Below are 12,611 nucleotides of genomic sequence, written 5' to 3'. Positions count from 1 at the left end.
TGAAGGGCGCGTAATCTCAGACCTCGACTAACGCATGGGATGTCGAAGTGCCCTCAACAATTATCAACGCGCAGAGAAATGGCATCCCATGGAAGAGGATCCCAGAGAAAGAGAGATAGCAGACAAGATACTGGAAGCGATAAAACGCGAATACGGGTTCATACCTGTGGTCAATCAGGTGATGCAGACCCGCCCGGACATTTTCATCGCCCAAAGCAACCTGAACAAAGCGGTTTTCGAAGGAAAAAACGAATTGGACGACAAAACAAAGTATCTATGCGCCGTGTCAGCCGCTGCCGCGAACTGCGGAGAATACTGCATCGGAGTGCACATGAGACATGCCTTGGATGCCGGAGCGACCAAAGACGAGATACTGGAGGCGGTGACGATCGGATGCCATGTAGCCATGAACCGCGCCCAATCCTATGCTCTCAGAAGATACGCGGAACTCTTCGATATCGACACGGATGAGGGTTATTTGCGCAACGTTAAATAATACCGCAGCAGTCGAGAGTCCGATAGCTATGGTCCAAATCACATCTGATGCGGAGAAGTTCATCAATGACCTTCTCGAAAAGAACGGCAAAGTAGGTTACGGCATCAAAATCTACCTCGCGGGAATGGCCTGTTCTGGGCCCCAGTTCGGGATGAGCTTCCAACAGCAGGCCAACGATGGCGAGACCGTAGACAAAACCGCCAATGGTTTCGACATGTTCTATGACGAAGCTACAGCCGAAGAACTCAACAAATGCATAATCGAATTCATCGACGACCCCGACTTCGGAACCGGCCTCAGGATCCGCGACCCCAACTTCAACGGATGCTCCTCCTGCGGCGGCGGATGCCACTGATTCTCAAGGGCCGGAAGGCCCATCCTTAACCCGAAACCGATTCCGCCTTTTCCTTGGAAATTTGACTGTTTCTTTAGAAATATAATTGGTTTAAGGGGGAAATGACCCCCATTTCAGAAGACGATCATTCCCACTCTATCGTCACCGGCTTCTTGAGCGCGAGACCTGCGGCGGCTTCGATGCATTTCACTATCCCGCATGGCACTGGGCAAGCCGTATGGCGGATGTTGTCCGATGCCCATCTGTAAACCGCGGATTCGCCGAAAGGCTTCCCGACTTCCTCGTAGCACGCCACATTCTCGATTATGGGGGTCTTGGAGACCATGGGGCAGTCGCTTTCGATTTTGACAGTGATGGTCATCATGTCGTCCGAGGGGATAGCCGTGACCCTGGTCGTCTTGCCGCATACGCCTGCGTTTATGATGGCAGTCTCGCTCATAGTATCTGAGAAACTATCGTTTGCGCAGTATATAATTGAGGGGCGGGTCACTCTTCGCCCGGTTTTCCTTCCTCTGAAGATAGACCGTCGGAATCGTGGGACTGCATCCCGTACATCCTTACGATCTCGTCCACGGTAGTGGCCTGCTCCGGAGCCTTGTCATCTCTGACGCGGCCGGTGAACCTGGGGAACCTTATGCCGAGGCCAGCACCCTCTTTTATGAGATCCCTGGCTGCCGTGTGGATAGGGCTCAGGGTTATCTCGGCCGCGACGACCTCCAGAACCACCGTAGGCTCGAACCAGACATCTGGGACCATCTCGGCGTCCACGGACCTCGGCATGGTCTCGGAGATATCGTCGCCCAGAAGCCCTGCCATCCCGTCCAAAAATTCGTCGTCGAAACCGGTTCCGAGCTTGCAGACGGTCTCGAAAAGGCCTTCCTCGGGATCAAAGGCCGCCATCAGCAAGGCACCATACTTGCCTGCCCTCTTCCCCATGCCATAGAAGGCTCCGACCACCACCAAATCGAACGAATCGGTGAGGGCCTGCTGATAATCCTTCTTGTATTTTATCCACAGGAACCCTCTGGAGCCTGCCCTGTATACGGATTCAGGAGACAAGGATTTGGCCATGATGCCCTCGCATCTCGCGGCTACGGCGGATGCGAAGAACCTTTCGCCCTCCTCCGGACTCTCGACAATCTTCATGGTGGTCATCTGGACCATCCCGCCGAGAGAGAAATTATCCTCGAGAGCCTTCCTGCGTTCCGGGAATGGGAGGGAAGTCAGATCTTTTCCGTCCGCATAAAGGATGTCAAACATGAATATCCTGACCGGGACGTCGCGGATGGCCTCGTCCATCCCATGCTTCTTCCTCCTGTGCGTCACAGTCTGGAATGGAAGCATGAATCCGGTCTCCGGGTGTATCGCTACGCATTCCCCTTCGATAATGGCCTCTTCGCATTTGCAGCGGGTCCTCAGCGACTGCGCGATATCAGGGAAATTGGGGGTGAGATCCTCGAGCCTGCGGGAGAACAGCTTGACGCTGCCGTCCTTACCGATGTGTGCCTGGACCCTGATCCCATCGTATTTGTATTCGATGGCGCACCTCCCTCCCATTTTCTCGACTAACTCGGGAACAGACGGAAGACGCTCGGCGAGCATGACCTTCACTGGGCTCCCGACTCTCACTCCGATCTGCCTGATGGAATCCATCCCACCTTCGGCTATCGTCTGGGCAACCAAACCTATATCGCAGGTAACATTGAACGCCCTCTCGATGTCCGGGCGCTCCTCCTTTGTGGCGAAAGCCTCGGCCAAAGCATCCAGTATGGTCATGTCCCCGGCACCTACCCTCATCCTGCCGGTGACCATCCTGGACAGATACTTGGCTTCATTTGGGGTGGATTTGGTTATCAGCCCTTTGAAAATCTCTATTTTCTTGTCTTGTGACCTCTTTCCGCTGGCCTTTTCCATCTGTCCCAGGGCTTTGACCACATCTTCCACCGAAAGATCGCCCTTTTCGGGAGCGCTGTCGAACGCGAAAAGGCTGGTCTGCTTTTTCTTCCCCATGAGGGCGACCACAACCTCGCCGGGATCGCCGCTCTTGATGAGAAGCTGCTCCGCCTTCTTCTCATCCGCGAATGTCGCCTCCACTATCGCCTTGAGAACCAGCTTATCTGACATGCCCAGAACTGACGGATAGAAATCGGGATGCAGTTTCCCCTGGCACAGATACGCTATATCCCTGATTTCGCCTTTGTCCGCCCCGCGGAATAATTCCGCCAATATGGAAGCCATCTCAAGACGGCTGCCGGTGGATTCTAGCCTGTCGAAGGTGGATGCGAGGTCGGAATAGAGCATAGCTGAGTGTATGGCGGAGACCTATTAACGTTTCGCGGATACTATAGTTCTATCAGTTAGTATAACTATAGTCTTACCAATTAAGATCAGAAATCGTCGATCCCGGATTGCTTCCTGCGGGACGAATAGGGCGATGATCTGCTGAGCTCTTCGCTGAGCTTCTCGAGCCTTCCGCGCATATCATCCTCTTTCCTCTTGCTGCTCCTGTCCGAAACCTCGTCCATTGTTCCCTTAGCGATAAGGACGTACACTTCGCCGTCGTTCTTCCTTCCGGTGCGGCCGCGCCTTTGGATCGTCCTGATTTCAGACGGCACCGGCTCGTAGAATATGACCGCGTTGGTGCTGGACACGTCAAGCCCTTCCTCACCGACGGACGTCGAGACCACGACGTTGAATTCCCCGGAGCGGAATCTCGTCAGGAGATCGATCTGCTCCTTCTGCTTCAGGCCCCCGTTGGCCTGACCGACCAGCTTGCCAACTCTGGCCCCTGGTATCTGAGAAATCTTTGAAACAAGAAGATCACAGGTATCCCTATATTGCGAAAAGACCAGAACCTTGCTGTCTGGGTCGTCAGTCATTATCATGCTGACCAGAGACATCGCCTTGGAAATTTTGGGATGCTCCGCGTTGGTATTCTGGGAAATTCTCAGGACCTCCTTGAATCTCTTGTCGCTCACTATAGTCTTAGCTGCCTTCCCGCCCTTCACCTGATTGGATTCGGCCACGAGCTTGTCCAGATAGATTCTGAGCGCGGTCATGCCCTGCGTCTCTACCAGCGATATCGCGTGGAGGATCTTGATGCATATGGCCTGCAAAGAGAGGCCCCTGAATACGGTCGTGCTCCTCTCGCCGTTCGCGGCCCTCCTCTGCAGCCCGGCGCCGATCATCAGCATATGCTTCGTGGACGCCGGCCATCCGCGGTCCATGAGGCCCAGCGCGATCAAAGATTCCGTATGCGTATCGAGCATCGACCTAAGTATGCTCGAAATCTTCACCAGATCAGGCGGGAGATTGACCTCTATCCTGTTGATGTATGTATCATAAACGTACGGGGACACGTCCGGGTCGTCGTCCGACCTGATGTCTATCCTGCGCAGATCCAGATTCCCGCAGACCTCCCTGATCTTCTCGTAATCGCTTCCTGGAGATGCGGTCATGCCAATCGAACGCATTCCGCTCCAGCAATGGCCGGCCACGGTCACGTACGAATAGTTTCCCACTCCGCGGTGGGCTTCGTCATAGATCACCAGGGAAAAAGCGTCCAGATTGTACTTACCCGATTCCAGATCGTTGGCGACGCACTGGGGCGTGCTTATGATGACATCCGAGGACGAAACCACATCCGCCCTCTTGTCCGGCTTCATGGTTCCCGTCATCACCGCGACCGAAGTGCCCACCAGCGTCTCCGTGAAGAACCTGCTGTGCTGGTCCACCAGCGGCTTCGTAGGTGCCAATATCAAGACCTTCCCCTTGGAAAGGAACTCCGCGGCCGTCCTCAGCGCGACAACAGTCTTGCCGAGACCGGTGGGAAGTATGACCAAGGTATTGCATCCGATGCAGCCGCTGACCATGGCGGTCTGGTATTTCCTCTCCTCCACCTTCCCCGGTGCTATGCGCGGATGGGACACAGCATTCATGATGGCCCCGTAAAACGTAGGAAAGACATAACCGTAACGAAAATGTGCCCCGCTTATCTCTTTTAATAATAAGCGCTACCGAAACATTATTTATAGGCAGGGTATAGGCGAAACCATGCAGACCTACCTCATCGAGGACACCGGCGAAACCGCCGTCATCGGATTCAAGGATGCCAACGTCACCCTTATCACCCCTCTCATAAAGACCCTCTACGACGATTCCAACGTCGAGATGGTGAGGTACGTGGACAAGCACCCCGAGCTCGAGGACAGGACCCTTTTCGTCCAGGTCAAGGAAGGGAGCGCCCTGGAAGCCATAAAGAAAGCGTCGATCGCTATCGCCGATTATTTCAGGCTCTGACATGGGCTACAGGGAATGCCGCACGGCCGAGGCCGGCATCGGAATGAGATGCTACCTCTGCGATACCGACGGGACCGGAGGACATCTGAAAACGGTGCCTGAGGACTTCGTCGTGAGGGAGATTTCCGATTCACCCAGAGAGAAAGAGGACGGAAAATACACCATCGCGACGGTCACCACCCGCAACTGGGAGACCAACAGGCTGGTGAGGATGCTCTCCCGCACCATGGGAATCTCCAGGGAAAGGATCGGATTCGCCGGGACGAAGGACAAAAGGGCGATCACCACCCAGCTCATGTCGTTCTATGGGAACCCAGACCTCGGGAAAGTCGATCTGAAGGACGTGTCCATCAGCGGCGCATACAGAGGCGCCCGCGGAATACAGATCGGGGATCTCATCGGAAACTCTTTTGAAATCACTGTCAGAGACTGTTCGGCTCCGATATCCGAGATAGAGAGAATAATTTCCGAGGACGTCAGGACGATCAAGAAGACCGGAGGATTCCCGAACTACTTCGGAGTCCAAAGATTCGGTTCGGTAAGGCCTGTGACCCATCTCGTGGGCGAAAGGCTGGTCCGCGGGGATTTCGAGGGCGCAGTCAGAACGTACATATCTTTCACCACGCCCGAAGAGGAGCCTGAGCTGAGGGAGAAAAGGGAAAGCTTCGCAGGCAGGGACGACTGGGACTCCATGATGAAGGAGATGCCCGAAAACATGTCCTTCGAAAGGATGCTGGCCGGCCATCTGGCTGAAAACCCGGGAGACTGGAGCGGAGCAATAGAGATCCTTCCGACCAACCTCCAGATGATGTTCGTGCATGCCTACCAATCGTGCCTGTTCAACGAGATGCTGAGCAGAAGGATGGAATCCGGCCTTCCGCTCAGCATGCCCGTGGAAGGCGACATAATCATTCCTCTCGATTCGAACGGCATACCGCAGCATGAGAATCCTATACTCACGACTCAGAAGAACATCGACCTCGTCGCGAGGCAGGTACGCGTCGGAAGGGCTTTCGTAACCATCACTCTGTTCGGCCAGGACAGCATCCTCTGCGAAGGTGAGATGGGCGAGATAGAGAGGAAAGTCATAGAGGAGCAGAAGCTCTCCCAAGAGGATTTCAACATCCCGGAGCTCCCGAGATGCAGCTCCAAAGGATCGAGAAGAGAAATACTGTGCCCATTGAAAGATCTTAAAAGTTCAGTTGGAGAGGTGAGCTACACATTATCATTCTCGCTGCCCAAAGGGAACTACGCCACCTGCCTTCTCAGAGAGTTCATGAAGTCTGAGATGAGAGACTATTGAAGCTGCGTCTCCACCCAGGTGGGAACCGTCGACGAAGATTACATCTACGTCTGACCAATAAACAAAATCGAAGCGCCGAGTCTGTTCGCTCTCTTGTTACCATATCATGAACGAATTACGAAAGAATATCCGATTTTCCAAACACTGTCTGGAAAATGTTGCTGTCAGTCTGAACCTGTTCAATTTTTGAACATGTTGATTTTATCCGATTCCCTATCGAATAAATGTTAGATGTGTTCCTTCAAAACATCCGCATATCCTCATCCTTCAGCATAGACCATATAACAAGTCATCGTCGGATCTGTGTACAACATAACAACGAAAAGATTCGTCATTTTATTCCCTTGCCAGATTCATGATCGCTAATTTCCGCTCGAATCATGACCTCGTCAGAGCTGTCAAATTACAATAGCCAGATATTTCGAAACAAGAATTTTATGCTCTGAATACAAATTGCGGTGCGCATGATGGTCAACGGTAGGAACGAGAATGTGGCCGAGGGAATGACCGCGAAAGAATACCTCGACAAGCATGGGTATGACGCATCGAAGACTGCCATCCTATTGAACGGAAAAATCGTCCCCCGCGCCGAATTCGGTTCCACGCCTCTGAGCGACGGCGACAGCATGGAAATAGTGAGCTTCGTGGGCGGCGGATGAGATGGGAATCTCCGAAGACATCGCGGCGAGAAGCCCGCCTGGGGTATTCGACGCCCTTCGCAGATCCAGCGCCGGGATCGCGGGATGCGGAGGTCTGGGATCCAACATCGCCATCATGATGGCCCGTTCCGGAATCGGAAAGCTGGTTCTGGCGGATTTCGATTGCGTGGAGCTGAGCAACCTGAACCGCCAATGCTTCGCTCTGAGCGATGTTGGGAAACGCAAGGCCGAAGCCCTGAGAGAAGCGATACACTCCATAGATTCCAGCATAAATATCGAGACCCACGACATCGTCCTCGACCGGGAAAACATCCAAGAGATATTCTCGGAGTGCGACATCATTTTCGAAGCGCTGGACAACCCAGAATCCAAATCCATGATCCTCGAGACAGTCCTATCCAACATGCCTGGCAAACCTATCATATGCGGGAACGGCATGGGCGGGATATCGGACCCGTCCCTTATGGTCACCAGAAGGATCGCAGAGAATGCGTATGTCTGCGGCGACGGGGTCAGCGGGACGGATTGCGGCCTGTGCGCCCCCAGAGTCTGCATATGCGCCGGGCTCATGGCAAACAAAGCGATTCAAATTCTCACGGGAAGGGACTAAAATGTCTGACGACCTAATAATCGGAAAAAAGCATTTCAAATCGAGGTTCATTCTCGGATCCGGAAAATTCTCCCTCGGCATGACGGACAGAGTCATCCGCAGCGGAGGGGTGGAGATCGCAACGCTAGCTGTACGCAGAGTCAACGAAGGAGGGCAGGAAAATGTCCTCGACTATATGCCGAAAGGAGTTACGCTGCTGCCCAACACTTCCGGAGCCAGAAACGCCGAGGAAGCGCTGACCATTGCCCAGCTGGCCAGAGAGCTCGGATGCGGCGACATGATCAAGATAGAGATCGTCCGCGACACCAGATATCTGCTCCCAGACAACGCTGAGACCGCGAAAGCCGTCAGGCTTCTGGCGGACGACGGGTTCACGCCGCTCCCGTATATGATGCCGGACCTGACCGCGGCAAGGGACATGGCCGATGCCGGAGCGGCGGCGATCATGCCTCTGGCGGCGCCCATCGGAAGCAACAGAGGGCTTCTCACCAGAGACTTCATCAAGATCATGGTCGAAGAGATCGACCTGCCCATAATAGTGGACGCCGGGATCGGACGCCCTTCCCAGGCCTGCGAAGCCATGGAAATGGGATGCGGGGCCGTCATGGCCAACACCGCGATAGCTACGGCCGCAGACATCCCTGCGATGGCCGCCGCATTCAGGATGGCGATTGAGGCTGGGAGAGCCGCATATCTCGCGGGGCTGGGCAGGGTGCTCGAGGACAGAGGCGAAGCTTCCTCCCCTCTCACTGGGTTCCTGGGTGAATGATATGGCGTACAGAGCTCCGACGGACGCGTGCGATTACTACCCCCATATGGAAAACATAGGCACGGAGATCCTGGAGAAAGTCCTGGATGCCGATAGGAACTGCGACCTCGGCTCTTACACGGACAAAGACGTCAAGAGAGCTCTGGGAAAGGGAAGGCTGGAGCCCGACGACTTCGCAGCACTGCTCTCTCCGGCGGCGGAACCGTTCCTTGAGGATATCGCGAAGAAAGCCAGGAAAACCACCAGAGAGCATTTCGGGAACGCGGTGACCCTGTTCACTCCGCTGTACGCCTCCAACTATTGCGAGAACCGCTGCCAATACTGCGGGTTCAACGCCTGCAGCGACATTTCCAGAGCCAGGCTCACAGAGAAAGAGGTGGAGAAGGAGATGGACAGCATCGCTTCCACCGGCCTCACGGACCTGCTCCTTTTGACCGGGGAATCCAGAAGATTCTCGGACATGGAATACATCGGCATGTGCGTCAGGAAGGCCGCAGAGCGCTTCTCCAGCGTCGGGCTCGAAATATATCCGGCTAATTCCGGCGACTACAGATTTCTGCATGGGTGCGGCGCCGATTATGTCACTGTATTCCAGGAGACGTACGACCCGGAGACGTATTCCAGATTCCATCTTGGCGGCCCGAAAAGGGTCATGTCCTACAGATTCAACGCCCAGGAGAGAGCCTTAATAGGCGGGATGAGAGGCGTGGGATTCGCCGCTTTGCTGGGGCTCAGGGACGACTGGAGAAAGGACGCGTTCTGCTGCGGGGTGCATGCCTATCTGATCCAGAGGAAATACCCGCATGCGGAGATCGCGTTCTCTCTGCCCAGGCTCAGGCCGACAGCTGCGCATAAGGAAGACGACGTGAAAGTTTCCGAGAGCAACCTCCTGCAGGTTGCGATGGCTTACAGGCTCTTCATGCCGTTCGCATCCGAGACTATTTCGACCAGAGAATCGCCCAGATTCAGGGACGGCATCGTCAACATCTGCGCCACGAAGATATCGGCCGGATCGTCAGTCGAGATAGGCGGCCACAGCGACGTCAAGAGCAAAGGCGGCGGCCAATTCGAGCTGTCAGATACACGCAACGTGGCGGAGGTCAGGGAAGCCCTCGCTAAAAGCGGACTGCAGCCGATTTTCAACGATTACGTGAGATCAGACCGATGGACATAATCGCTGTGACAGACCGGAAAAACTGCGCCAGGCCCCTTCTGGACCAGGTGCGCCTGATATGCTCCGCAGGAGCCGACATGTTAGTGATGCGCGAGAAAGACCTCCCATACGGCGAATCCCTCGCGCTCGCGGCATCGCTCATGGAAATCTGCGACGGATGCGGCATTGAATTCTGCTTGGACGGCGACCCGAGAATCGCAGAGAACCTTGGCATTGAAACCGTATGGATGCCGTTCCATTCGATGGAAAAGAAGAGCCGGTTCAGGACTATAGTATCCGTGCATTCCTTCGAAGAAGGCATACAGGCCTCAGAAAATGGCGCCGATGCCGTCGTCTTTGGGAACGTATTCGAGACGTCCTGCAAACCGGGAAAAGCTGCCATGGGACTCGGGACCGTGAAGCGCCTGGCTTCGGAGCTGGGGATTCCAATATGGGCGATCGGAGGCATAGGAGCCGGCAACATCCGCGCGGTGAGCGAAAGCGGAGCTTCCGGAGCATGCCTCATGTCTGGCCTGATGGCTGCGGAAGACCCGGAAGAAATCATCTCCGCATGCAGAAAAGAATGCCAGAGCCGGCGTCCCATGCAATATACTTAAATATAGCATCAGCAGTCGGGGACTTAGAGGCAACTGTGATCTAGCTGGTTAGGATCTGAGCCTTCCAAGCTCATTGCCCGGGTTCGAATCCCGGCGGTTGCACTCATCTCTCTTTTGATTCCATGTCTCCCATCGATTCCTCGCATGACAGGGTTCCCATCGGAGAGAACTACAAGTGCGCAAACGGATGGGAATGGTTCCCCGACAAAAAGCACATCAAGGCCGATATAGAAAGCCTGATCGCGTTTCTCAGAGGGAAATGCGATTCTGTTCTCGACATCCCATGCGGGGTCGGGAGCATATCGGCTGGCCTCGCGAAAGCCGGGTTCGAAGTCACCGGCACCGACGCCAATCCTTTCTTCATCGCCGCCGCCAGAAGCAGATGCAGAAAATGCGAATTCGTGCGCGGAGACATGAGAGAATTCTCCTCCGAGAACAGGTTCGGATGCGTCCTGAACTGGTACACGAGCTTCGGCTATTTCTCCGACGTAGAGAACCGCGAACTCGTCAGGAAATTCGCTGGGCTGCTGGAGGACGGCGGCATCCTGATAATCGAAACGGAGAACATGCTTGGCTCAGGGGAGATACGCGCCGAGGATATGGTGCAAGGCATGGGCTGGGACCGGGAAAGGAGATGCGCAGTCCACAGCAACACCGCCGACCCCTCGGATACTTGCGTATATGAGATAAGATTCTACTCCGCCGATGAGATGAGAGGGATGATGGAGGACGCTGGGCTCAGAGAATTCAGGATGTATTCCGACAGGTTCTCCCCTTACCGCAATGATTCAGATCGCGTGATTTATGTCGGAAGAAGATGAAGGGCGCCGCCCGAAGACGGCTGTTTGATCAGATTTTCTTCTGCTTTGAGCTGTTGTACACGGCATAGATCGCTTTGTAAAGCATGTATACATCGACTTTCGCAGTAACCTCGACGGGAGCGTGCATGGAAAGAACCGGCACGCCTATGTCGATGGTATCGATGTTGTGAACCGAAATCTCGGAGGCTATGGTTCCTCCGCCGCCTATGTCGATCTTCCCTAGCTCGCCCATCTGCCAGACTATGCCGTTCTCCCTGAAGATGTCCAGCATGTATCCGACCATCTCGGCGGAAGCGTCGTTCGTGCTGTATTTGCCTCTGGAACCGTCGTATTTGGACAGTATAGGCCCATAGTTGAGATAGGCGCAGTTGGTCGTCTCGTAAACGTCGCCGAACGCCGGGTCGTAAGCCGATCCCACATCGGCCGAGAGGCATATCGAATTGCGGAGGACATGCCTGACCTCGACCCCCTCTGCCTGAGCCAGATCCTCGACGAAGTCCCTGAAGAAATAAGACCTCATCCCGGTCACTCCGTCGGATCCGGTCTCCTCCTTGTCGGCGAAGATCGTGAGCGTGGTGAATTCCGGCTCTTTGGTGTCGATCTCGGCCATGAACTCGGCGTAAGCGCAGGAACTGTCGTCCTGACCGTATCCGGCGACCATGGACCTGTCGAAGCCGAGATCCCTGGCTTTGAATGCGGGCACGGCGCAAAGCTCGGCGGATTCGAAATCGGCTTCGGTTATGCCGTATTTCTCGTTGAGGATGGACATTATTGCGAGCTTGACTTTCTTCTGGACTTTCTCGTCCTGATACGGCCAGGATCCGATGAGAACGTTGAGCTGCTCTCCTTCGACGACCTTGGAGGCGGTCTTGGACATCTGGTTCTGGGCGAGATGCACCAGCAGATCGGTTATGCAGAAGGAGGGCTCGTCCTCTTCCTCCCCGATCCTCACATCGACCGAGGTTCCGTCGGCCTTCATCACTTTGCCGCGTATGGAAAGCGGGACCGTGGTCCACTGGTATTTCTTGATGCCGCCGTAGTAATGTGTCTTGAAATACGCCATATCGGCGTCCTCGAACAGCGGATGGGGCTTGAAATCCAGCCTGGGGCTGTCCAGATGGGCCACGGAAACGCGGATCCCATCGATTACAGGCCTCTTGCCTTTGGTGCACATCAGGATGTTCTTCCCGCGGTTGACCATGTAGAACTTGTCGCCGGGCTTGTAGGCCTTTCCGCGAACGTATTCGGTGTACCCGCGCCCCTTGAGTATCGGAATCGCGTATGCGACGGCCTCGCGCTCGGTTTTGTTCGAAAGGAATTCCTTGTATCCTTCGCAGAACTTCGAAGCCTCGTCGAGAATCTCGGGATTCGACTCCGGGATGCTCTTGGGCTTTCTCAGAAGTTTTTCGGCCAGAATCTGGCCTTGAGTCTTCTCTTCCTCCATAGAACAAGCGACCGATTAGCGAATACTTCTAAATTACCATAATAAAAGGGTTCGCGGGACGCTTGCAAAAGAATGCCGCGCGTAG

At 54.8% G+C, this 12,611-nt stretch carries 14 protein-coding genes and 1 tRNA gene; 11 read left to right on the top strand and 4 right to left on the bottom strand.

Features of this window, described 5'->3' with window-relative positions:
• The first annotated feature begins 88 nt into the window (after positions 1-88).
• On the top strand, positions 89-496 hold the full coding sequence (locus IKP20_08230) for a carboxymuconolactone decarboxylase family protein (protein ID MBR4504936.1): 408 nt from the start codon (positions 89-91) through the stop codon (positions 494-496).
• A gap of 28 nt (positions 497-524) precedes the next feature.
• A complete protein-coding gene (locus tag IKP20_08225) occupies positions 525-851 on the top strand; it encodes an iron-sulfur cluster assembly accessory protein (protein MBR4504935.1) in 327 nt (108 codons plus the stop codon).
• 124 nt (positions 852-975) lie between these two features.
• Here the strand turns inward: IKP20_08225 and IKP20_08220 are convergent, their stop codons facing one another.
• The 3 genes from IKP20_08220 to IKP20_08210 all read right to left on the bottom strand — a co-directional run bounded on the left by IKP20_08220 (position 976) and on the right by IKP20_08210 (position 4,789).
• The gene (locus tag IKP20_08220) at positions 976-1,290 is read right to left on the bottom strand and encodes a hypothetical protein (GenBank protein MBR4504934.1); all 315 of its coding nucleotides are present in this window, start codon (positions 1,288-1,290) and stop codon (positions 976-978) included.
• A 47-nt stretch (positions 1,291-1,337) separates the two neighbouring features.
• Positions 1,338-3,152: an ATP-dependent DNA ligase gene (locus IKP20_08215; protein ID MBR4504933.1), complete on the bottom strand. Its 1,815-nt coding sequence runs from the start codon at positions 3,150-3,152 to the stop codon at positions 1,338-1,340.
• 86 nt (positions 3,153-3,238) lie between these two features.
• On the bottom strand, positions 3,239-4,789 hold the full coding sequence (locus IKP20_08210) for a DEAD/DEAH box helicase family protein (protein ID MBR4504932.1): 1,551 nt from the start codon (positions 4,787-4,789) through the stop codon (positions 3,239-3,241).
• 115 nt (positions 4,790-4,904) lie between these two features.
• Between IKP20_08210 and IKP20_08205 the strand changes: the two genes are divergently transcribed.
• The 9 genes from IKP20_08205 (at position 4,905) to IKP20_08165 (ending at position 11,082) form a co-directional block, all read left to right on the top strand.
• Positions 4,905-5,150, top strand: coding sequence for a DNA-directed RNA polymerase subunit L (locus tag IKP20_08205; protein ID MBR4504931.1), 246 nt, complete (start codon positions 4,905-4,907; stop codon positions 5,148-5,150).
• Between the two features lies 1 nt (position 5,151).
• A complete protein-coding gene (gene truD / locus IKP20_08200; GenBank protein ID MBR4504930.1) occupies positions 5,152-6,453 on the top strand; it encodes a tRNA pseudouridine(13) synthase TruD in 1,302 nt (433 codons plus the stop codon).
• Positions 6,454-6,917: 464 nt separating this feature from the next.
• The gene (gene thiS / locus IKP20_08195; protein MBR4504929.1) at positions 6,918-7,112 is read left to right on the top strand and encodes a sulfur carrier protein ThiS; all 195 of its coding nucleotides are present in this window, start codon (positions 6,918-6,920) and stop codon (positions 7,110-7,112) included.
• 1 nt (position 7,113) lies between these two features.
• Positions 7,114-7,722, top strand: a complete 609-nt coding sequence (thiF, locus tag IKP20_08190; GenBank protein ID MBR4504928.1) for a sulfur carrier protein ThiS adenylyltransferase ThiF — start codon at positions 7,114-7,116, stop codon at positions 7,720-7,722.
• A 1-nt stretch (position 7,723) separates the two neighbouring features.
• Complete coding sequence (locus IKP20_08185) at positions 7,724-8,491, top strand: thiazole synthase (protein ID MBR4504927.1); 768 nt, start codon at positions 7,724-7,726, stop codon at positions 8,489-8,491.
• Position 8,492: 1 nt separating this feature from the next.
• Positions 8,493-9,665: a 2-iminoacetate synthase ThiH gene (gene thiH / locus IKP20_08180; protein MBR4504926.1), complete on the top strand. Its 1,173-nt coding sequence runs from the start codon at positions 8,493-8,495 to the stop codon at positions 9,663-9,665.
• Positions 9,656-10,261, top strand: a complete 606-nt coding sequence (locus tag IKP20_08175) for a thiamine phosphate synthase (GenBank protein MBR4504925.1) — start codon at positions 9,656-9,658, stop codon at positions 10,259-10,261. Before thiH ends, IKP20_08175 begins: the two co-directional genes overlap by 10 nt.
• 29 nt (positions 10,262-10,290) lie before the next feature.
• Positions 10,291-10,363 (top strand) — tRNA-Gly (locus IKP20_08170).
• 20 nt (positions 10,364-10,383) lie between these two features.
• Positions 10,384-11,082 carry a class I SAM-dependent methyltransferase gene (locus IKP20_08165; protein MBR4504924.1) on the top strand — a complete coding sequence of 233 codons (699 nt, stop codon included), beginning with the start codon at positions 10,384-10,386 and terminating at the stop codon, positions 11,080-11,082.
• A 28-nt stretch (positions 11,083-11,110) separates the two neighbouring features.
• Here IKP20_08165 and IKP20_08160 read toward each other — a convergent pair whose 3' ends face one another.
• Positions 11,111-12,526, bottom strand: a complete 1,416-nt coding sequence (locus IKP20_08160; GenBank protein ID MBR4504923.1) for an aminopeptidase — start codon at positions 12,524-12,526, stop codon at positions 11,111-11,113.
• Positions 12,527-12,611 lie beyond the last annotated feature (85 nt).

The organism is Candidatus Methanomethylophilaceae archaeon, assembly GCA_017524805.1.
Lineage (GTDB): Archaea > Thermoplasmatota > Thermoplasmata > Methanomassiliicoccales > Methanomethylophilaceae > Methanoprimaticola.
Note: the sequence above shows the minus strand (reverse complement) of the source record. Positions and strands in the feature narration are given on the sequence as shown.

Bases quoted from the DNA above. Each gene is read 5' to 3' on its own strand.
- IKP20_08230 (MBR4504936.1), top strand. From the start codon at position 89: ATGGAAGAGGATCCCAGAGAAAGAGAGATAGCAGACAAGATACTGGAA.
- IKP20_08225 (MBR4504935.1), top strand. From the start codon at position 525: ATGGTCCAAATCACATCTGATGCGGAGAAGTTCATCAATGACCTTCTC.
- IKP20_08220 (MBR4504934.1), bottom strand. From the start codon at position 1,290: ATGAGCGAGACTGCCATCATAAACGCAGGCGTATGCGGCAAGACGACC.
- IKP20_08215 (MBR4504933.1), bottom strand. From the start codon at position 3,152: ATGCTCTATTCCGACCTCGCATCCACCTTCGACAGGCTAGAATCCACC.
- IKP20_08210 (MBR4504932.1), bottom strand. From the start codon at position 4,789: ATGAATGCTGTGTCCCATCCGCGCATAGCACCGGGGAAGGTGGAGGAG.
- IKP20_08205 (MBR4504931.1), top strand. From the start codon at position 4,905: ATGCAGACCTACCTCATCGAGGACACCGGCGAAACCGCCGTCATCGGA.
- truD (MBR4504930.1), top strand. From the start codon at position 5,152: ATGGGCTACAGGGAATGCCGCACGGCCGAGGCCGGCATCGGAATGAGA.
- thiS (MBR4504929.1), top strand. From the start codon at position 6,918: ATGATGGTCAACGGTAGGAACGAGAATGTGGCCGAGGGAATGACCGCG.
- thiF (MBR4504928.1), top strand. From the start codon at position 7,114: ATGGGAATCTCCGAAGACATCGCGGCGAGAAGCCCGCCTGGGGTATTC.
- IKP20_08185 (MBR4504927.1), top strand. From the start codon at position 7,724: ATGTCTGACGACCTAATAATCGGAAAAAAGCATTTCAAATCGAGGTTC.
- thiH (MBR4504926.1), top strand. From the start codon at position 8,493: ATGGCGTACAGAGCTCCGACGGACGCGTGCGATTACTACCCCCATATG.
- IKP20_08175 (MBR4504925.1), top strand. From the start codon at position 9,656: ATGGACATAATCGCTGTGACAGACCGGAAAAACTGCGCCAGGCCCCTT.
- IKP20_08165 (MBR4504924.1), top strand. From the start codon at position 10,384: ATGTCTCCCATCGATTCCTCGCATGACAGGGTTCCCATCGGAGAGAAC.
- IKP20_08160 (MBR4504923.1), bottom strand. From the start codon at position 12,526: ATGGAGGAAGAGAAGACTCAAGGCCAGATTCTGGCCGAAAAACTTCTG.